Genomic DNA, 18,372 nt, shown 5'->3' on the forward strand with positions numbered 1-18,372 from the left:
GGTCGGTTTAAGTTATTAGTTAGCGTATTATATATTTAATAATCCTTATAGCATATTGTATATGCTATTTTAAAATTTTTGGTATGTTTGCTCCATATGGACGACAATCAATCTATATGCAAACCTAAAGTTTTTGAAGAAGTGTTTGACACGCACTCAGAAACTTTGCGCAATTTTATGTACTACAAATGTGGTGACAAAGATCTTGCTGAAGACTTTGTCCAGGATGCATTTGTAAAACTCTGGAAGAATTGTGCTAAAGTTATGGTTAGTAAAGCAAAATCCTTCTTATTCACAGTGGCTAATAATCTATTTCTAAACGACGTAGCACATAAAAAAGTGATCCTAAAACATCAGCAAGGTACGCATCTTCAGCATACTAACCAAAACCCCGAGTTTTTACTTGAAGAAAAAGAGTTCATGGTAAAGCTTCAAAATGCCATAGCGGACTTACCAGCAAAGGAAAGAGAGGTTTTTCTATTAAATAGGATCGATAAGAAGAAATATAAAGAAATTGCAGAGATGCTAGAGATTTCAATTAAAACTGTTGAAAAAAGAATGAGCTTGGCGCTCAAGTCGCTAAGAGGGAAAATAGGAAATATATAAAAGCCGTAGGGTAAAATAAGTATAAGTTGTTATACTGTTAATAAAGATAAAATGAAAAGAAGTCAGTCAGATACATTTCTTGCACGTTGGTTAAACAACGAGCTTACTCCTAAAGAACTCAGCGAGTTTGAGAAGTCTTCAGATTATTTGCTGTATAAGAAAATAGCAGAAAGATCTTTAGAGTTCTCAGCTCCTGATTATAATAAGGAACAGATCTTTAGTCAAATAGAGAAAAAAGTATCCTCAAAGAAGGAAAGAAAAGTAATCACTTTAGTTAAGAGATTAAGCTATGTGGCTGCAGCATCTGTTGTTTTAACGATTGGAATACTTTTGTTTAATAATGAATCCGAACACATAACAGATATTGGGGAAAAATTAGCTGTCGTATTACCCGACAACTCCAAAGTCTTATTGAACTCTAAAACAACTATTTCTTATAATGACTCGCAATGGGGCGAAAAAAGAATAGTTAAATTAGATGGAGAAGCATATTTTGAAGTAGAAAAAGGAAGCACTTTTATAGTTGAGTCACCGCATGGACAGGTGGCTGTTTTAGGAACCAAGTTTAACATAAGGACAGACGAAGGTTTCTTTGAAGTCATCTGTTACGAAGGTAAAGTTGAAGCAAGAACACGAGAGCATTCAGGGATACTAACTCAAGGTAATGCCTTTAGAAAACAACAAGGAATAGTACCAGAAAGATGGGATGTTACGCATAACGAACCCACTTGGAAAACAGGAGAAAGTTCCTTTAAGAGCGTTCCTTTAAAACATGTAATAAAAGCACTAGAAGGTCAGTACAATGTGGCATTTGACCTTTCCAATATTAATAGCGAAGATAAGTTCACAGGGAGCTTCACGCACGACAATTTGAAAACTGCATTGCAAACAGTTTTTGTTCCTATGAAAATAGGTGTTACCTTTAGCGGTAAGAAAACGGTTGTGTTAGAGGCAATGAATGAATAAACGTGTATTAATTTCTTTTATATGCTATATCTGTATAGCAGGCTCAGCGTACGCTCAAAAAGAACCCCAAAGGAATAGACTTATCAAGGAGGTCTTTTTCGAGCTGGAAAAAAAACACCAAATCAAATTTTCATACTCAGATAATTTAGTAGCTAATGTTCGCGTGTCTATTAAGTTGGACGGAAAAGACTTAGATACCGTTTTAAGAGAAATTAAAACACAGACAAATTTTATTTTTCAGAAAGTATCTGAACGCTACATTATTGTATTGGACAAAGATGAGAAAAGCAAAACAGCCGCCTGCGGCTATCTGCTTGATATTATTTCTCAAAAACCATTACAAGAAGCATCGATAACGATTCTTTCAAAAAATACTGGTACTACAACAGACCGTGATGGATATTTTCAACTAGCATCATTAGCGCCTAACGATACCATAAAGATCTCGTTTATTGGATATTTAAGCAAACTATTCTTAGCAAAAGAGTTAATTAAAAAACCATGTAAACAAATTTATTTAGAGGAATTTACATCGGTTTTAAATGAAATACGAATTACCAATTATTTAGCGAGTGGAATTACTAGAGAGAAAGATGGCTCCATCGGAATCTCTCCAAAGAAATTAGGCATTTTACCTGGTCTAACAGAACCAGATGTGCTACAGAGTATACAATTTTTGCCAGGAATAAATAGCCCTAGTGAAACAGCGTCCGGGATTCATGTACGAGGAGGAACTCCTGATCAAAACCTCATCCTATTTGACGGAATTAAAATGTACAACTCCGCACACTTTTTCGGAATGATATCGTCATTTAATCCCTACATAACTGATAAAATAAAGGTGTACAGAAGTGGTGCTGGAGCACGATATGGGAATCATATCTCTGGAGTTGTGGACATAGAAACAAACAATTTTATAACAAATAAGACAAATGGAGGTTTTGGGTTTAACCTTACACATGTCGATGCGTTTATAGAGACAAAACTAGATGATAAAATTGGAGTGTCCTTTTCTGCAAGGAGGTCATTTACCGATTTTATAAATACAAATACGTTTAGCAAATTTTCAGATAAAGTATTTCAAAATACGATTATTGATATTGATAGACAACAGTCAAATAGTGATCTTTTTTCTGATAATAATGATTTTCATTTTGTCGATTTTAATAGCAAAATTATTTACGAGCCCACGGAAAAAGACAAGATTACCTTCAACCAGTTGATGACCAGAAACAAATTGGAGCACTTATTTAAGTTTAATGACAATAGTTATAGTACGAAAGATGTACTCAATATAAATAATGATGGTTTTAGTATTAAATGGCTTCGAAATTGGAGTGAAAGAACCTCCCAAAGAACAAGTTTTTATTACTCAAAATATGATCTGGAATATCTTTTTGAAGCTGTTCAAGATGCGGCTAATAGAGACCAATCAAGAGCAAAGCAGAATCAAATAAAGGACGCAAACTTTCAAACAACATTCAATTTTAAGAAAAACGATGTATCTCATTTTGATATTGGTTATGAGTATGCGAATAGCAAAGTGTTTTATAGTTTTGAAAGTGTAGATCAACTCTTTCCGCAAAACAATTTTGCGTTATTAGAATCGAATAGAAATATTACACACGCAATATTTGGTGAGTATGTATATGATAACAAAGAAAAGCAAACAGTACAACTAGGGATAAGAAGTAATTATTTTAGTCTTACAAAGAAATTCTTTATTGCCCCAAGACTCTACTTGCAATTTCAGTTAGCTCCAAAGTTTTGGGCAAAAGGATCATTAGAATTCAAACAGCAGAACATTAGTCAATTACTGGAACTATCAACGGCGGATTTTGGACTTGAAAATCAGATTTGGGCACTTTCTAATAACAATAATGTCCCAGTATTAAGGAGTAACCAAACCACGGTCGGGTTTATTTTTAAGAGAGATAATTGGACCATAGACTTAGACTTGTATCAAAAGAAAGTACGTGGAATTACAACTGTGAGTAGTGGTTTTCAAACGGTAAACAATACTTTTTCTGAAGGAACTAACGATATAAAAGGGATTGATTTTTTAATTCAAAAAAAATGGAATAACTACTCTTCCTGGATCAGTTATAGTTATAATAAAGGAGATTTGACGTTTTCAAACATTAACGAAGGACATTCATTTCCTTCAAACACGGATGTTTCTCATAATTTCTTTTGGACCCATAATATAAAAGCGGGGAATTATCAATTTTCTCTTGGTTGGAATTATAGAAGCGGAGTCCCTTTTACTAGAGGAACTGGACTGGATGCAAGTAATCAAATAATCTATCAAAGCATTAATAGTAGTAGATTACCTGCTTACCATCGTTTGGATTTTTCTAGCACCTACTCGTTTGATTTGAATTCAAGCAAAACATGGAAAGGTAAAATAGGGCTATCCTTGATTAATGTATATAACAAAAAAAATGTACTGCAACGAGTATACTCAGTTGACTTTGATGAAAATGGAAACTCATTCTTAGTTACCAAAGATATTGCTTCACTAGGCTTTACTCCAAATTTGGTATTTAGAGTGCGCTTTTAAAACCAGGGCTTCTTATTTACCTGATACTCATAAACAAATTCTTCATCTGTTTTTGTCAGATAAATGATTCCTTCTATTAGCCCAATTAGACCAATAAAACCTGAAAAAATACCACAGGTAACTATGGAAAGGACAATAGTTAATATTAGCATTGCCAATCCTTCGTTAGTGTATCCTAAGACAAATTTATGTACACCGGCCCACCCTAAAAAGATTGCCAAAATCCCAGCGATGACCCTTTTGCTTTCCTGTTCAGGGATTTTATTCCCATGATCGTCTACTACATCCATAATAAAACGTGTTGGTTAGATGCATAAATTTATAAAAAAGCAGCATCTTTTGGCTCCCAAAGCTCAATTTTATTCCCATCTCCATCTAAGATCCAACCAAATTTACCATAATCATATTCCTCCATCTTCCCCACAATGGTTACCCCTTCTTTTTCTAATTCCTCTAATAGTTCGACTAGGTTTTCAACACGATAATTAAACATGAATTCCTTTTTAGAAGGCTCAAAATAATTTGTGTCTTTCGTAAATGGGCTCCATTGAGTAGAACACTTATTACCAGCATCATCTTTCCACCAAAATGTACAACCCCAATCGTCTGTATTAAAGCCTAAATGTGTTTTATACCAGTCTTTAGTTTTCTTAGGATCTGTTGTTTTAAAGAACAACCCTCCTATTCCTGTAACTCGATTTTTCATTATTTCTTTTTTATGTTTTCTTCATAGATAGAGATCCACTCTTCTGTACTCATTTTACCTGCTAGTTCTCCAATAAGATCATACGGGATATCGTTTATTTTTTTAAAACGCACGCAACTTTTCCCCATATCTAATTTGTATTTGCAGTGCTTGGCATATTCTGTAGTAAACCAATCCAAGACCTCTTTCTTTGCATACATGCCCATATGATATACCGCAATAAAGTTCTTTTGAGAGGCTAGATTCATAAAAGGCAAAGGCGTTTTTGGGTCACAATGATACCCATCCGGATATACGCTATGCGGAATAACAAAACCTAACATTCCATAACTCATTTGTTCTTCCATTCCTTTTGGAAGATTGTCTAAGATGATCTGACGTATTTTTTTAATTGGCTCCTGTCTTTCTTCTGGGAGTTGATTGATATAATCCTCTGGTGATGTTGCTTCGTATCTCATGATTGTTTTTTATTTAAAAAAAGTGATGATAATAAAGATATAATAAAACCTATAACCGTAACAATAACGAACATAAAAAATGCTAAAGCTGATGAACTTCCCATTGATTCCATTTGGCTGGTAAAATCTTCTTTTGCCTTTACTAAATCGTCACCAGAAAGAGTTTTTTCAAGATTCGACATAGAATTTGCTGCATATTGATCTATAAAATCAGGATTAATATACGCGGTATACAAGTAATCAATAATGGCAAAACCTAGCGCTGCAAAAAGAGTGATTAACATACCAACACCTAATGCTTTTCCGAAAGAAATAACACCATTGTTTTGTCGATCACGAAAATGCTTAATTCCAAAATAAACAAAAGAAAGAGAGGCTACAATGCTTACATAGCCCAGTACTGTTTGAGTTTCAAAACTTAGGCCCTGCCCGAAAACCAAGGCTGACAAGAACAGAACTACTGCCGTTAAAAAACCGTAGAACCCGTATCGAATAATTGTTTTTTTCATGATATAAAAATTTAAAGTTTGATGGCACTAAAGTACTATCAAGGTAGTAAAAAGAGCTCATACTAAAGTACCAAATTGGTCATACTTAAGTATAAATGAGAACTACTTATAGGATATAAAGCTCTTTTGCTTTTTGAACAGCCTGCGTTCTTCGTTTGGCATCTAACTTTAAAAGAAGACTGGAAACATGGGTTTTTATAGTGCTTTCAGAAAGAAATAATTTAGCGGCAATTTCTTTATTCGACAAGCCAGAAGCGATAGCCGTTAATACTTCATATTCTCTCGAGGTAATTTCTAATTGTTTGATTTTTTGATGATCTATCTCCCCTAAAGGTTTTGTTTTCTTGGCAAGACTTCTCTTATTAATATAGATTCCTATAACAAAGAAAACGATAGCTATAATTGCTACTGCCCATTCCGTGGTCATATCACCTGAAATAATGGAATAGCTACTGAGTTGAAACAATACCAGTAATGCCAAGATTAATGAAGCAAAGACTAGAATTGTTTTTTTCATATGCTAAAATTAGCAAAATTTTTCTTTGATCTTATCAACAATCGTTTGTGCTAATTTTTCTTTACTCTCCGTTGTCCAACCTGCAACATGAGGAGTTAATAACACATTGTTCGCAGACATGAGGTATCTAAAATCATCAGGCATTAAAGAGTCTGAAAACAAATTTTCAAAGGAAGATTTTTCATACTCTAATACATCTAGACCTGCGCCAAGTATTTTTCCAGATTTCAGGGCCGACACGAGATCTTTTGTTACCACACTTTTCCCTCTCGCTGTATTTATCAGCCAGAAAGGTTTTTTGAATTCTTGAATAAAAGGAGCATCTACCATGCTAATGGTTAACGGCGTTTGGGGTGTATGTAAACTTAATACATCGGCTCTTTCTTGTAATTCGTGAAGAGAAACCTGTGTGCAATTTTGATCCCCAACATTTTCTTTAATATCATAGCAGAGTACATCAACGTCAAAACCTTGCAGCTTTTTTGCAAACGCCTTGCCCATGTTACCATAACCGATCAACCCAATAGTTTTTCCGTCCAGTTCAATACCTCTATTTTCTTCTCGTAACCACGTTCCTTGCTTTACTTCTTTATTAGCAGCGTGTAATTTATTGAATAAAGAAAGTAACATCCCTAAGGCATGTTCTCCAACAGCATTCCTATTCCCTTCTGGTGCTGCGATCAAATATATTCCTTTCCTTGTTGCGTATTCACAATCTATATTCTCTAAACCAGCCCCGACGCGTCCAATAAACTTGAGGTTGGTCGCTTTGTCTAAAAAGGCAGCATCAAGGGAAAATCGACTTCGGATAATAATACCATCATAAAGATGTATTTTTTCTTCTATGGTAGCTTTAGAAGAGGTGTAATCCTCGTCATTTGAGAAGCCCAAAAAAGAAAGTTGATCTAAAAGTAAAGAATGATTGGTATCTAGATGAAGGATTTTCATCAGTTAATATTGTTCTTTTTCGTTCGGGAAATCTCGACTCTTAACATCAGTAACATACTGCTTAAAAGCACCTGTCATTTCAGAGAATAAGTCTAGATAACGTCTTAGAAAACGTGGATTAAATTCATGTGTCATACCCAACATATCATGAGTTACCAGTACTTGACCATCTACACCACCTCCTGCTCCAATACCAATAACGGGTATTGAAATAGAATTCGCTACTTGTTCTGCTAATTTTGCAGGAACCTTCTCTAAAACCAAGGCAAAGCAACCTAGCTGTTCCAACAGTTTTGCATCTTCTATTAACTTCTTAGCCTCTTCCTCCTCTTTTGCTCTTACAGTATAAGTTCCAAATTTATAAATAGATTGAGGTGTCAATCCTAGATGCCCCATCACTGGAATTCCAGCGGTTAAAATCCTAGAAACAGATTCAGAAATCTCACTTCCTCCTTCTAATTTTACGGCATGTCCTCCAGATTCCTTCATGATTCGAATAGCCGAATCCAAAGCGTTCTTTGAATTCCCTTGATAAGTTCCGAAAGGAAGGTCTACAACCACCAAGCTTCTTTCCACTGCTCTTACAACAGAACTTGCGTGATAGATCATTTCGTTTAATGTAATGGGCAAAGTTGTCTCATGACCCGCCATCACGTTAGATGCAGAATCTCCTACCAGAATTACATCCACACCAGCGGCATCTACAATTTTAGCCATCGTATAGTCATACGCGGTTAACATAGAGATCTTTTCACCGTTGGCTTTCATTTCTACCAATGACTTTACCGTAATCCTTTTATATTGCTTTTTTGCTACAGACATGTTTCACAAATTTATGGTGTAAAAATACTAAATATGTACAGATGTATCACACGTTAATGTTTCGTTAATACGAAAAGCTTTTTTTCGAGACCTATCAAAATTTCATAGTTTTAAAAACCAATCAAACAAAAACCATGAAAAAAATACTACTACTTTTAGCATTATCTGTAAGCACAATGGCTATTAAAGCGCAAGGTCAGTCAGCAGAAAAACAAGCCATTAAAAAAGTGATTGAAACCTTTTTTGACGGACTTCACAAAGGAGATTCAACAATTTTGAAATCTACGATGCACAAGGCTATAAAGATTCAAACAACAGCAACAAATAGAGAAGGCAAAAAAATGCTAAAAACAGAGACCAGAGAGCAAGTATTGACCAATATTGCAAATAAAAAACCGCAAGACACGTATCTGGAAAAACTACTTTCATATACCATTAAAGTAGATGGAAACCTGGCATCTGTTTGGACACCCTATGAGTTTTACTACAATGGAAATTTTTCCCATTGTGGAGCGAATTCATTTCAATTGTTTAATAACAATGGAAAATGGGAAATTATCTATTTAGTAGATATGCGAAGAAGACAAAATTGCGATGCCCTAAAAAATAAAAAATAACCTATCTTTGGTTTTTGTTTTTGAATGAGCCAGCAACGACCAACAAACACACTAGAACCAAATAAATGGATTGATAATTATGCAGATTATCTGTTTAATTATGCGGTTGTCCGTGTTAACAACTCTGACCTCGCAAAAGACCTAGTTCAGGAAACTTTCTTTGCAGGACTGAAGTCTGCTAAGAATTTTGAAGGTAAATCTACCGAAAGAACGTGGTTAGTATCTATTCTAAAAAGAAAGATTATTGATCATTATAGAAAGATAAACTCAAAGAAAGGTCAAGCTGAAGTTAGAATGAGTTTCTACGACAGTGGAGAAAATGAAGGGCGATGGTTAGAAGAAAGAGTACCTCAATCCTGGGGCAACGATGCTGCTAAGTCCATAGAGTCGGCAGAATTGCAAAAAACAATAGACGATTGTATTAACAATTTACCAGAGAAATATGCCATGGTTTTCAGGATGAAAACTATTCAGGAATTTGAAACTGAAGAAATTTGTAAGGAGTTAAATATTACTCCGTCAAACTTATGGGTTATCATCCATAGGGCGAGAACGCAGTTAAGAAGCTGTATGGAAGAAAACTGGTTTAAAAATTAAGAGATGTTTAAAAAGTTCATGCTATCATGTGATGAAGCCGCGATGATTTGTGATAAAAATCAGTATGGAGAGGCGTCATTTTGGGATAAGTTTAAATTACGAGTCCATATTCTTGCTTGTAAAATGTGTAAGGAGTACACTAAACAAAACAGTTTACTTAGCAAAGCATTTAAGAAAAAAGCAAACGAATTAAAAGAAACACATATTTGTATGAGTGCCCACGATAAAGATAGTTTAAAAAGAGAACTAGAGAAGATCGGAGCATAAGCAAAAGAGAAAAGATGTAAAACGGGACTTATTTATAAGCCCCGTTTTTTTATTTTTGAAAAAAAGAAAGAATGAACTTCCTACCACAAGAAATCGACGATTATGTTGTAGAGCACTCACAACAAGAACCAGAATTACTTCAAGAGCTGTCTAAAGAAACCTGGCAAAAAGTACTGAATCCTAGAATGTTGAGTGGTGCTTTTCAAGGTAGGGTATTGTCTATGATCTCTAAGTTGGTGCAACCTAAAGAGATTTTGGAAATTGGAACCTATACCGGGTACTCAGCACTTTGCCTGGCAGAAGGGATGCAAGAAACAGGAACCTTACACACTATTGATAAGAACGAAGAATTAGAAACACTGCAAGAAAAATACTTTTCTAAATCTCCTTATGGATCGAAAATAAAACAATATGTTGGGAATGCTATTGATATCATTCGTACTATTGATGTCAAATTTGACCTAGCATTTATAGATGCAGATAAATCAAACTATCCAAACTATTTCAATTTGATCATTGATAAAATGAACAAAGGCGGAATAATTTTATCTGATAATGTACTTTGGAGCGGAAAAGTAGTTGAAAAACTAGACCCTAAAGATAAGGACACAAAAGCGCTGTTAGTGTATAATCAATTGCTACATAAAGATGTAAGAATAGAAACAGTAGTTTTGCCAATACGGGATGGCTTAACTATTAGCAGGGTAAAGTAGTTACATACTTCTTTTTATAGGTCCTGTAACATCATCAATATTATCTTTCATTTCGTTGATCTCTTTATTGATGTCTTTGGCAATATCGGTGTCGATACCTTCTTGTTTAGCACTTTCATTGATCTCTCTTTTAATATCATTTGTAGCATCTTTTACCTGACGCATTCCTTGACCTAAACCACGAGCAATTTCCGGAATTCTTTTTGCACCAAATAACATGACCACAATCAAAATGATCATAAAGATTTCTGGAGTACCAATAAATAAGAAAGTTGTTCCCATAACTGATGCAAAGATAGAAAAGAAGAATGAAAGAGAATTGTTAAATAAGAGGATTTGATCTTTTTCGCATAACGACTTTCAGTGATATGTAAATTTCACTGTTTCAGGGTATTGACAAGCGGTAAATTTCTTTTTAGCTTTAAATAAAAAATTGCCAGGTGAAAAAGGATTGCCTCATCCAACGTCAAAAAATGCGCAAGCTGCTTCAAGACATTAACAATGTGCAGACGAGATAACTGAAAATCGAAAGAGTAGGAAGAATAGAAATGTTACAAAAACATTTCACAAAAATTAAATTATGAAAATTATAAAATTTTTAAGAAGGCCATATCTATCAATGATTATTGCAGTATTGGTGTTGTATGCATCATGTAATGAACATGATTCCGAATTGAATCAAACAACGAAATACTCTTTTAAATATGACTCATATAATTCAACGAAAAAAGCAATTGATAACATAGATGCTTTAGATGTTAAAGGGTTAAAATTTATTGTAAATAATTCAACTTTAAATAGATTTGATTCAAAGAAACAGGTCTTGGACTTTATAAATAATTCCTTGGGGCATACGCCTATTCTAAGAATAGAAGCATTAGAGTATTTTGATGTTGATGGCCAAAATATCGTAAATAAAGCTATCGTAGATAGCGTTCTTTCAAGCCAAGATTACGAGCTGTTAAATAATTTTGCAAAAGACTTGACCAATTATGGAGTCGACATGGCTTTGGCAAATTTAGAAGAAAAGATCAATTTACTTGACCTTGATGAATTTGAATTTAATAAGTATAATGAATTTGTTAACCAATTTCTTATGATTAAGGATGACATGGATAACAACAATATTGACTTATTAGAATCTAGGTCTGGATGGGGCTGTGCTTTTGCAATTGCTGGATATACTCTAGCTACAGTAGCCGTTGGAGCAGCGTGTACGCCAAATCCAACAACTCCGATAGCTTGCCCTCTAGCAATAACTAGAGCAGTTGTTGCATACGGTTCAATGATTGCAGCATGTTCGGATTAACTAAAAACTACAGGAATGAAAAATCAAAAAATTAATACAATTTTGACGACACTATCTTTAATTGTATTGCTTTATTACATTTTTATAGTGATTGATCAATTATATTATTCAAAAACAATAAAAATCCATTCATTTAGTTCGTTGTTTGGAAATATAATTGTCTCATCAATATTTATAATAAATAACCTTTTTATAGAAAACTTAAAAAGGCGTAAGGTTTTTCAATTCTTATTGAAAGGCTTGTTGTTGACATCTGTTATTTTTTTGGGAATTCTTTTCTATGAAATGACTACTCAAAGTTTTTTTGATGGAGAAGATTATTTTTGGAAGTTTAGTACAATAATTTTTGGAGTGGGCTCCATAATACTCATACAAGCATCGCGTCAAAAATTGACTAAAAAAGGAATTAAAAACCCTACGAAAATGTAAAAGTATAATTATGATTAAATTATCAAAAACGTTCTTACTAGTACTGATGGTGTTAATGGTTGTATTAGGGGCTATTTCATATAGACTAATCAACTGGGAAGTTTTTCACTCAGGAACGTCAGGAGCAATTAAGGAGCTTCGGCTGACTTTAGTATTTTTTGGATTGGGGCTGTATTTTTTATTTCCTTATGTCAAAAGAATCAAAAAGTCAAACAATAAATAATAAAAAAACAGCTTTGAGGGAAGCTGTTATTTTTTTGTAAGCATTCGCTTGATCTCATTCAACTTCATCAATGCTTCAATAGGCGTTAAGGTATCTATATTAGTCGTTAAGATCTCCTCTCGGATATTCTCCAATAAAGGATCATCTAATTGGAAAAAGCTCAATTGCAACTCGTCATTTTGTACCTCTTTTAAGGTCTCCTTAACCTCACTTTGTGCATGATTCTTTTCTAGCTGTTTTAAGATCTTCGTAGCCCTGTGCACTACAGCCCCAGGCATTCCTGCTAATTTAGCGACGTGAATACCAAAACTATGATTACTCCCACCTTGTACTAACTTTCGTAAAAAAACAATGGTGTCTTTTAACTCTTTTACAGAAACATTATAATTCTTAATACGCTCGAAAGTCGTGGTCATTTCATTCAACTCATGATAATGCGTAGCAAACAAAGTTTTAGCTTTAGAAGGGTGCTCGTGCAAATATTCGGCAATAGCCCAGGCAATAGAGATTCCATCGTATGTCGAGGTTCCTCGACCGATCTCATCTAATAACACCAGACTTCTCTCTGAAATATTATTTAGAATTGAAGCTGTTTCATTCATCTCCACCATAAAGGTAGATTCACCCATAGAGATATTATCACTAGCCCCTACACGTGTAAATATCTTGTCTACAATACCAATACGTGCATTTTGAGCAGGGACATAACTTCCCATTTGAGCTAACAGCACGATAAGGGCTGTCTGGCGGAGAATAGCAGATTTACCGGACATATTTGGTCCGGTGATCATAATGATCTGTTGCTGATTTCTATTCAAAACCACATCATTAGCAATGTACTCCTCACCAATAGGAAGTTGTTTTTCTATAACAGGATGACGACCATTTTTGATCTCGATATCAGTGCTTTCATCCATAACAGGACGAATATAATTGTTGCTGATAGCTAAAGAAGCAAAAGACAACAAGCAGTCTACCTGAGCGACCAATTGCGCATTTTGCTGGATCTCTTGAATGGAAGGAATAATATATTGAATCAATTTAGAGAACAATTCTTGCTCAAGTACCTGTATATTTTCCTCTGCACCTAATATTTTAGACTCATACTCTTTCAATTCCTCCGTAATATAACGTTCAGCATTTACCAACGTTTGTTTACGGATCCACTCTTCAGGAACCTTGTCTTTATGTGTGTTTCGTACTTCTATATAATACCCAAAGACGTTGTTAAAAGCGATTTTTAGACTAGTAATACCAGTTCTTTCGGTCTCTTTTGCCAACATGGAATCCAAGTAATCTTTTGCCGATAACGAGATGTTTCTTAGTTCATCTAATTCTTCAGAAACACCAGTTGCAATGGCTTTTCCTTTATTGATATTTACAGGAGCATCATTGAATAAAGTTTCCGAAATCTTAGAGATCAATGTCTCACAATCGTGTAATAATTCACCAATGGCCTTTACTGTATCATTTTTGCTGTTTTCTAAAACGCTTTTGATAGGTAAAATAGCCTTTAGAGAATCTCGTAGTAAGATCACCTCTCTAGGCGAAACCTTTCCAGTAGCTACCTTGGAGGCTAAGCGTTCCAGGTCACTGATCTGCTTCAATTGATATCCAACAGATTCAAAAGCCTCATCATGATCAATAAAATACTTTACCAGCTCATGTCTTGTTTGTATCTGATCTACGTTTTTTAGAGGTAGGGCCAACCAACGTTTTAACAAGCGTCCTCCCATAGGAGAAATGGTCTTATCGATAACATCTAAAAGGGTTACTGAATTTACTGCATTTGGGTTGTATAACTCCAGGTTTCGAACCGTAAAACGATCCATCCAGACATAATGATCTTCTAAGATCCTGGAAATGGTTTGAATGTGTTCTAATTTGGTATGCTGTGTTTCCGATAAATAATGCAGGGCCGCACCTGCGGCGATCAATCCATGTTCTAGATCATCAACACCAAAACCTTTTAAGGAACTCACTTTAAAATGTGAGGTTAGGTTTTCTTCGCCAAAATCTTTTTGAAACACCCAATCGTCTAGATAGAATGAGTAAAATCGATCTTGAAATAATTCTAAGTAAGACTGTTTATGTTGTTTTTGAACTAGTACTTCGCTGGGACTAAAGTTTTGTAATAATTTATCAATGTACTCACCGGTACCCTGAGCTACAAAGAACTCTCCGGTAGAAACATCTAAAAAAGAAACTCCTAATAGTTTTTTACCAAAATGAATGGCAGCTAAGAAATTGTTGGACTTTGATTGTAATACTTCGTCATTCAATGAAACTCCAGGTGTAACCAGTTCGGTAACGCCTCTTTTTACAATTTTCTTGGTGAGCTTAGGGTTTTCTAACTGATCACAAATAGCAACGCGCATTCCTGCTTTGACCAACTTAGGCAAATAGGTGTTTAGTGAATGATGTGGAAACCCCGCTAAGGCTGTTTCACTTTCACTTCCAGCCCCTCTTTTAGTGAGAATGATTCCTAAAACTTCAGCTGCTTTTTTAGCATCTTCTCCAAAGGTTTCATAAAAATCACCTACCCTGAATAATAACATGGCATCAGGGTATTTTGCCTTGATGCTATTGTATTGTTTCATTAAAGGAGTGACCTTTTTCACAGTTGATTTTGCCAAGTTATTGGAAATTTTCAATTAGTTTTACGAAGTTAAATATTCGTGTTTAAATATACAGGCTTTTTATGAGAAAACTAAAGAATAATGAACTAGGTAGAATCAGTGTTGAGACGTTTAAACAAGCGCAGAAAACACCTTTGATCGTGATACTGGACAATATTCGAAGCCTGAACAATGTAGGATCCGTTTTTAGGACCAGCGATGCCTTTCTGATTGAGAAAATTTACTTGTGTGGTATCACGGCGACACCGCCCAACAAAGAGATCCATAAGACAGCCTTAGGCGCAACCGAATCTGTAGATTGGGAATATGTAGAAGATACGGTTACCTTGGTACAACAATTACAGAAAGAAAATATAGAAGTTGCTGCCATTGAGCAGGTGGAGGACAGCATACTACTAAATGACTTCACCCCAAATAAAAATAAAAAGCTGGCAATTGTTATGGGAAATGAGGTAAAAGGAGTCCAACAAGCAGTGGTTAATGCCTGTGATTATCAGCTGGAAATCCCTCAAGTAGGCACCAAACATTCTTTAAACATCTCGGTAAGCTGTGGAGTTGTTTTATGGGATTTATTCCAGAAACTCTCCTAATTCTTTTTTTTATACCCTAGATTCTTCTATTTTTAATGAGCAATCAAAAGGGGATTGCAGTTATTAATTCTTAAAAACTCGGGAAATATGAAAAGCAAAAAACTCTTCAAACAGGAAAAAACAATGAAAATGTACAGCATCCGCGGTGGCGGCGGTGGAAATGGAGGCTCTGGCGGAATGGGAAACGGAGGTGACGGTCAAGGCGGTGGAGAAGGCGGCGGAAAACTTTAAAACATTTAGCACCCTTAAAAGGGTGCTTTATCTATTGTTATGAGGTTACTTCCATACTTTCTTCTAGCTTCTATCCTAACATTTGGTCAGGAGAAATCACGGAAAGATATACAAAAAGACTCCATTACTTTTTACCTAAATAATGCAAGAGGCTCAATAAAAAACAGTTACCTGAAAAAAGCTTTGAGTTTAAGTAAAAGTTTTGGAAATGACTCTTTACTTAAAAGATCCTCTATAGAATTTGGGTTAGATTCTTATTTTAAAAGAGATCTATTGGGTTTAAGTGAAGCCAACAAGTCATTGACATACTTATTTCAAAAAAATCAAGATTCCTTTGCTTTGGCAAAGATTCATCATTTCAAGGCCTTAATTTTTAGAATTCAAAACCGTTTAGACAGCTCTTTTCATTATTATTTTAAATCGAAAGAAACTTCAATTGCAATTAAAGATTCTTTGGAAGTTGGAAGGCGTTTGTTGAGTATGTCAAATATGCAAAAAGACGGAAAGGATTATTTGGGAGCTGAAGCATCTATAATTGAGGGGTTAAGATATTTGGAGTCGTTAAACGAGATCAGATTTACTGCAAACTCTTACAATTCATTGGGAAATATTTTGCTTAAAAAACTACAGTTTGAAGAGTCTAGAAAATATTACTGGAAGTCCCTAGACATTGTTGAGAATGACTCATCTGAAAAAAGACAGGAAGGTTTAAGGTTGATGATTACCAATAATATAGGTAACTCATATCTAATAGAGGAAAGGTATAGGGAAGCACTCCCATTTTTTGAGAAGTCTTTAGAGCGCAGAGATATAAGAAAAAAGTTCCCCTATTACTATGAGCTTTTATTAGGAAATTACTCTGACACTAAGTATTTTTTAGGAGATAAAGAGGAAGCTCTGGAAGGTTTGAATATGCTATATAAAGCCAGGAAGAAAAGAAAGAACTATTTTGGAATGAGTCTTTCACATAATGGATATGCTGATTATTTTACCCGAGAAGGAGATAGGAAAAAAGCTCTGTTTCACGCGCTAGAAGGGTATAAATTAACTAAAAGAATAAATAATAATTATACGAGGGCATCCTTATTAATCAAACTTGCAAATTTGACATCAGGAAATGAGTCAAAGAAGTACATGAACGAATACGTTGCGCTGAATGACAGTCTTCGAAACATTGAGTTAAACCTTAAGAGTAATTTCACTAAAATTCGTTATGAAACGGAGAAAAAAGAACAGGAAAATAAAACATTAAAAATAGACAACGATCGCAAAGCGGCGGAAGTCCAAAAAGCGAAACAACAACGTATTATCGGTTGGTTGGTGGCTATTGCATTATTCTTAATACTAGGATTAAGTGTTACTTTTTACCGCAATCGTAGAAAGAAGTTACTCTACGAATCGCAACTAGAAAAGGCCAATGCCAGAGAGCATGAGCGTCAGCAAATTGCAAAATCATTACACGACGAGGTAGCAGGAGATCTACGTATGTTGCACCAGAAATTGACCGGTAGTGATCAGAAAGAAGAAGCGGATGGACTTGAGAAGATCAAAGAAAATGTGCGAAATTTATCACATCAATTGAGCAGTGTTAGCTTTGAAGAAGTGTCTTTTAAAGATCAAATGATTAATTTAGCAACAGATTATTTCTCTAAAGACTTTAAAGTTTTTATGAAAGGATTGGATAATGACGATTGGAATACAGTAAATGAAACCATAAAAAGAACACTGTATCTATCGGTAAGAGAGAGCATCCAAAACGCCATAAAGTATGCCAAGGCTAACAGGTTTGATGTTTTGTTCGCACTGGAAAAGAAACAGGTTACAGTTATCGCTAAGGATGATGGAGTTGGGTTTACTGCAGAGAAAGGGTCGAAAGGAATCGGACTCAAAAACATGGAAGAACGTGTTCAGGAGTTACGAGGACAGTTAAACATCAAGAGTTCAGAAAAAGGAACAGTAATAGAAATAAGTATCCCCCAGAATGGAAAATAAAATCAATATTTTGGTTGTAGACGATCATCAGCTCATCATCGATGGTATTTTATCGTCATTAAGTGGGTCAGATTCATATAAAGTCTCATCAACGAATACATGTGATGATGCGTTGAGACGCATCAAGCAGCAACTACATTCAGAACCATTTGATGTTTTATTTACAGATCTCAGTTTTGATAATACTCCTCAAAATGCAGAATTAGACGGCGGGGAGAGCCTTATTAAGGCGATAAAAGCCTTAGAGATTGACATAAAAATAGGGGTAATTTCAGGGCATACAGAAACAAATAGAGTCTATAATGTAATCTCAAATTTACAACCAGACGCCTATATTTTAAAAAACCATGCAGGAGCTGAGGAATTAGATTTTGCTATAAAGAAGATGCTTAATAATGAGCGCTTTTACACCTATGAGATCCACCAAAAGATACTTAAAAGAAATATCGTACAAATCCAAATGGACGAGGTAGCTGTTCAGATCTTAAAAGAACTTCCAAAACACCCTAAGATCAGCAATCTAGAAGGGATAATCACCAAAGAGAGTGGCGGATTTTTAAAGCTTAGATCTATAGAGAACAAGCTGGCGAACTTACGAATTGACCTAGATGCAAATAATAATACCGACCTGGTATTAAAGGCTAAAGAGCTGGGAATCATTGATTAACGC

General features: G+C 34.9%; 22 protein-coding genes. 13 read left to right on the plus strand and 9 right to left on the minus strand.

The genetic code is table 11. The features are described from left to right. The first annotated feature begins 96 nt into the window (after window positions 1–96). From RQM59_RS03270 to RQM59_RS03280, 3 genes are read left to right on the plus strand one after another with little or no spacing between them, the layout of a single operon-like run. A complete protein-coding gene (locus RQM59_RS03270; protein WP_349240628.1) occupies window positions 97–606 on the plus strand; it encodes an RNA polymerase sigma factor in 510 nt (169 codons plus the stop codon). Window positions 607–657: 51 nt separating this feature from the next. Next, window positions 658–1,572 carry a FecR family protein gene (locus tag RQM59_RS03275; protein ID WP_349240629.1) on the plus strand — a complete coding sequence of 305 codons (915 nt, stop codon included), beginning with the start codon at window positions 658–660 and terminating at the stop codon, window positions 1,570–1,572. Beyond that, entirely contained in the window at window positions 1,565–4,135 is a 2,571-nt protein-coding gene (locus tag RQM59_RS03280; protein WP_349240630.1) for a TonB-dependent receptor domain-containing protein, read from the plus strand. Before RQM59_RS03275 ends, RQM59_RS03280 begins: the two co-directional genes overlap by 8 nt. Here the strand turns inward: RQM59_RS03280 and RQM59_RS03285 are convergent. The 7 genes from RQM59_RS03285 to panB form a co-directional block, all read right to left on the minus strand. Then, entirely contained in the window at window positions 4,132–4,425 is a 294-nt protein-coding gene (locus tag RQM59_RS03285; RefSeq protein ID WP_349240631.1) for a TM2 domain-containing protein, read from the minus strand. The genes RQM59_RS03280 and RQM59_RS03285 overlap by 4 nt on opposite strands. A gap of 29 nt (window positions 4,426–4,454) precedes the next feature. Then, window positions 4,455–4,841: a VOC family protein gene (locus tag RQM59_RS03290; protein WP_349240632.1), complete on the minus strand. Its 387-nt coding sequence runs from the start codon at window positions 4,839–4,841 to the stop codon at window positions 4,455–4,457. After that, on the minus strand, window positions 4,841–5,299 hold the full coding sequence (locus tag RQM59_RS03295; RefSeq protein ID WP_349240633.1) for a DUF1801 domain-containing protein: 459 nt from the start codon (window positions 5,297–5,299) through the stop codon (window positions 4,841–4,843). Before RQM59_RS03295 ends, RQM59_RS03290 begins: the two co-directional genes overlap by 1 nt. Continuing rightward, on the minus strand, window positions 5,296–5,808 hold the full coding sequence (locus RQM59_RS03300; protein WP_349240634.1) for a DUF4199 domain-containing protein: 513 nt from the start codon (window positions 5,806–5,808) through the stop codon (window positions 5,296–5,298). Before RQM59_RS03300 ends, RQM59_RS03295 begins: the two co-directional genes overlap by 4 nt. 106 nt (window positions 5,809–5,914) lie before the next feature. After that, entirely contained in the window at window positions 5,915–6,325 is a 411-nt protein-coding gene (locus RQM59_RS03305; RefSeq protein ID WP_349240635.1) for a response regulator transcription factor, read from the minus strand. 9 nt (window positions 6,326–6,334) lie between these two features. Continuing rightward, window positions 6,335–7,273, minus strand: coding sequence for a 2-hydroxyacid dehydrogenase (locus RQM59_RS03310; RefSeq protein WP_349240636.1), 939 nt, complete (start codon window positions 7,271–7,273; stop codon window positions 6,335–6,337). A 3-nt stretch (window positions 7,274–7,276) separates the two neighbouring features. Beyond that, window positions 7,277–8,095 (minus strand): 3-methyl-2-oxobutanoate hydroxymethyltransferase, encoded by an 819-nt coding sequence (panB, locus tag RQM59_RS03315; RefSeq protein WP_349240637.1) that lies wholly within the window; start codon window positions 8,093–8,095, stop codon window positions 7,277–7,279. Window positions 8,096–8,229: 134 nt separating this feature from the next. Between panB and RQM59_RS03320 the strand changes: the two genes are divergently transcribed. From RQM59_RS03320 to RQM59_RS03335, 4 genes are all read left to right on the plus strand, one after another. Next, complete coding sequence (locus RQM59_RS03320) at window positions 8,230–8,712, plus strand: nuclear transport factor 2 family protein (protein ID WP_349240638.1); 483 nt, start codon at window positions 8,230–8,232, stop codon at window positions 8,710–8,712. Window positions 8,713–8,736: 24 nt separating this feature from the next. Further along, on the plus strand, window positions 8,737–9,309 hold the full coding sequence (locus tag RQM59_RS03325) for a sigma-70 family RNA polymerase sigma factor (protein ID WP_349240639.1): 573 nt from the start codon (window positions 8,737–8,739) through the stop codon (window positions 9,307–9,309). A 3-nt stretch (window positions 9,310–9,312) separates the two neighbouring features. Next, complete coding sequence (locus tag RQM59_RS03330) at window positions 9,313–9,576, plus strand: hypothetical protein (RefSeq protein ID WP_349240640.1); 264 nt, start codon at window positions 9,313–9,315, stop codon at window positions 9,574–9,576. Between the two features lie 71 nt (window positions 9,577–9,647). Further along, window positions 9,648–10,289 carry an O-methyltransferase gene (locus RQM59_RS03335; protein ID WP_349240641.1) on the plus strand — a complete coding sequence of 214 codons (642 nt, stop codon included), beginning with the start codon at window positions 9,648–9,650 and terminating at the stop codon, window positions 10,287–10,289. Here RQM59_RS03335 and RQM59_RS03340 read toward each other — a convergent pair whose 3' ends face one another. Further along, a complete protein-coding gene (locus RQM59_RS03340; protein ID WP_349240642.1) occupies window positions 10,290–10,571 on the minus strand; it encodes a Sec-independent protein translocase subunit TatA/TatB in 282 nt (93 codons plus the stop codon). Window positions 10,572–10,869: 298 nt separating this feature from the next. Here RQM59_RS03340 and RQM59_RS03345 point away from each other — a divergent pair, with 298 nt between their 5' ends. From RQM59_RS03345 to RQM59_RS03355, 3 genes are read left to right on the plus strand one after another with little or no spacing between them, the layout of a single operon-like run. After that, on the plus strand, window positions 10,870–11,598 hold the full coding sequence (locus RQM59_RS03345) for a hypothetical protein (protein ID WP_349240643.1): 729 nt from the start codon (window positions 10,870–10,872) through the stop codon (window positions 11,596–11,598). A 15-nt stretch (window positions 11,599–11,613) separates the two neighbouring features. Then, the gene (locus tag RQM59_RS03350) at window positions 11,614–12,027 is read left to right on the plus strand and encodes a hypothetical protein (protein WP_349240644.1); all 414 of its coding nucleotides are present in this window, start codon (window positions 11,614–11,616) and stop codon (window positions 12,025–12,027) included. A gap of 10 nt (window positions 12,028–12,037) precedes the next feature. Next, window positions 12,038–12,250: a hypothetical protein gene (locus RQM59_RS03355; protein ID WP_349240645.1), complete on the plus strand. Its 213-nt coding sequence runs from the start codon at window positions 12,038–12,040 to the stop codon at window positions 12,248–12,250. Between the two features lie 26 nt (window positions 12,251–12,276). Here RQM59_RS03355 and mutS read toward each other — a convergent pair whose 3' ends face one another. Next, complete coding sequence (gene mutS, locus RQM59_RS03360) at window positions 12,277–14,886, minus strand: DNA mismatch repair protein MutS (protein WP_349240646.1); 2,610 nt, start codon at window positions 14,884–14,886, stop codon at window positions 12,277–12,279. Window positions 14,887–14,951: 65 nt separating this feature from the next. Between mutS and RQM59_RS03365 the strand changes: the two genes are divergently transcribed. The 3 genes from RQM59_RS03365 to RQM59_RS03375 all read left to right on the plus strand — a co-directional run bounded on the left by RQM59_RS03365 (window position 14,952) and on the right by RQM59_RS03375 (window position 18,369). After that, window positions 14,952–15,479, plus strand: a complete 528-nt coding sequence (locus RQM59_RS03365) for an RNA methyltransferase (protein WP_349240647.1) — start codon at window positions 14,952–14,954, stop codon at window positions 15,477–15,479. A gap of 270 nt (window positions 15,480–15,749) precedes the next feature. After that, complete coding sequence (locus tag RQM59_RS03370; protein ID WP_349240648.1) at window positions 15,750–17,702, plus strand: tetratricopeptide repeat protein; 1,953 nt, start codon at window positions 15,750–15,752, stop codon at window positions 17,700–17,702. Next, entirely contained in the window at window positions 17,692–18,369 is a 678-nt protein-coding gene (locus RQM59_RS03375) for a response regulator (protein WP_349240649.1), read from the plus strand. Before RQM59_RS03370 ends, RQM59_RS03375 begins: the two co-directional genes overlap by 11 nt. The last annotated feature ends 3 nt before the right edge of the window (window positions 18,370–18,372 follow it).

The organism is Asprobacillus argus (assembly GCF_032248395.1).
GTDB lineage: Bacteria > Bacteroidota > Bacteroidia > Flavobacteriales > Flavobacteriaceae > Polaribacter > Polaribacter argus.

Excerpts from the sequence above, each read along its gene's own strand:
- RQM59_RS03290 (WP_349240632.1), bottom strand. The coding sequence starts at position 4,841 with ATGAAAAATCGAGTTACAGGAATAGGAGGGTTGTTCTTTAAAACAACA.
- RQM59_RS03340 (WP_349240642.1), bottom strand. The coding sequence starts at position 10,571 with ATGGGAACAACTTTCTTATTTATTGGTACTCCAGAAATCTTTATGATC.
- RQM59_RS03325 (WP_349240639.1), top strand. The coding sequence starts at position 8,737 with ATGAGCCAGCAACGACCAACAAACACACTAGAACCAAATAAATGGATT.
- RQM59_RS03335 (WP_349240641.1), top strand. The coding sequence starts at position 9,648 with ATGAACTTCCTACCACAAGAAATCGACGATTATGTTGTAGAGCACTCA.
- RQM59_RS03330 (WP_349240640.1), top strand. The coding sequence starts at position 9,313 with ATGTTTAAAAAGTTCATGCTATCATGTGATGAAGCCGCGATGATTTGT.
- RQM59_RS03285 (WP_349240631.1), bottom strand. The coding sequence starts at position 4,425 with ATGGATGTAGTAGACGATCATGGGAATAAAATCCCTGAACAGGAAAGC.
- RQM59_RS03345 (WP_349240643.1), top strand. The coding sequence starts at position 10,870 with ATGAAAATTATAAAATTTTTAAGAAGGCCATATCTATCAATGATTATT.
- RQM59_RS03295 (WP_349240633.1), bottom strand. The coding sequence starts at position 5,299 with ATGAGATACGAAGCAACATCACCAGAGGATTATATCAATCAACTCCCA.
- RQM59_RS03370 (WP_349240648.1), top strand. The coding sequence starts at position 15,750 with ATGAGGTTACTTCCATACTTTCTTCTAGCTTCTATCCTAACATTTGGT.
- RQM59_RS03280 (WP_349240630.1), top strand. The coding sequence starts at position 1,565 with ATGAATAAACGTGTATTAATTTCTTTTATATGCTATATCTGTATAGCA.
- RQM59_RS03275 (WP_349240629.1), top strand. The coding sequence starts at position 658 with ATGAAAAGAAGTCAGTCAGATACATTTCTTGCACGTTGGTTAAACAAC.
- panB (WP_349240637.1), bottom strand. The coding sequence starts at position 8,095 with ATGTCTGTAGCAAAAAAGCAATATAAAAGGATTACGGTAAAGTCATTG.
- RQM59_RS03300 (WP_349240634.1), bottom strand. The coding sequence starts at position 5,808 with ATGAAAAAAACAATTATTCGATACGGGTTCTACGGTTTTTTAACGGCA.
- RQM59_RS03320 (WP_349240638.1), top strand. The coding sequence starts at position 8,230 with ATGAAAAAAATACTACTACTTTTAGCATTATCTGTAAGCACAATGGCT.
- RQM59_RS03270 (WP_349240628.1), top strand. The coding sequence starts at position 97 with ATGGACGACAATCAATCTATATGCAAACCTAAAGTTTTTGAAGAAGTG.
- RQM59_RS03350 (WP_349240644.1), top strand. The coding sequence starts at position 11,614 with ATGAAAAATCAAAAAATTAATACAATTTTGACGACACTATCTTTAATT.
- RQM59_RS03375 (WP_349240649.1), top strand. The coding sequence starts at position 17,692 with ATGGAAAATAAAATCAATATTTTGGTTGTAGACGATCATCAGCTCATC.
- RQM59_RS03355 (WP_349240645.1), top strand. The coding sequence starts at position 12,038 with ATGATTAAATTATCAAAAACGTTCTTACTAGTACTGATGGTGTTAATG.
- RQM59_RS03310 (WP_349240636.1), bottom strand. The coding sequence starts at position 7,273 with ATGAAAATCCTTCATCTAGATACCAATCATTCTTTACTTTTAGATCAA.
- RQM59_RS03305 (WP_349240635.1), bottom strand. The coding sequence starts at position 6,325 with ATGAAAAAAACAATTCTAGTCTTTGCTTCATTAATCTTGGCATTACTG.
- RQM59_RS03365 (WP_349240647.1), top strand. The coding sequence starts at position 14,952 with ATGAGAAAACTAAAGAATAATGAACTAGGTAGAATCAGTGTTGAGACG.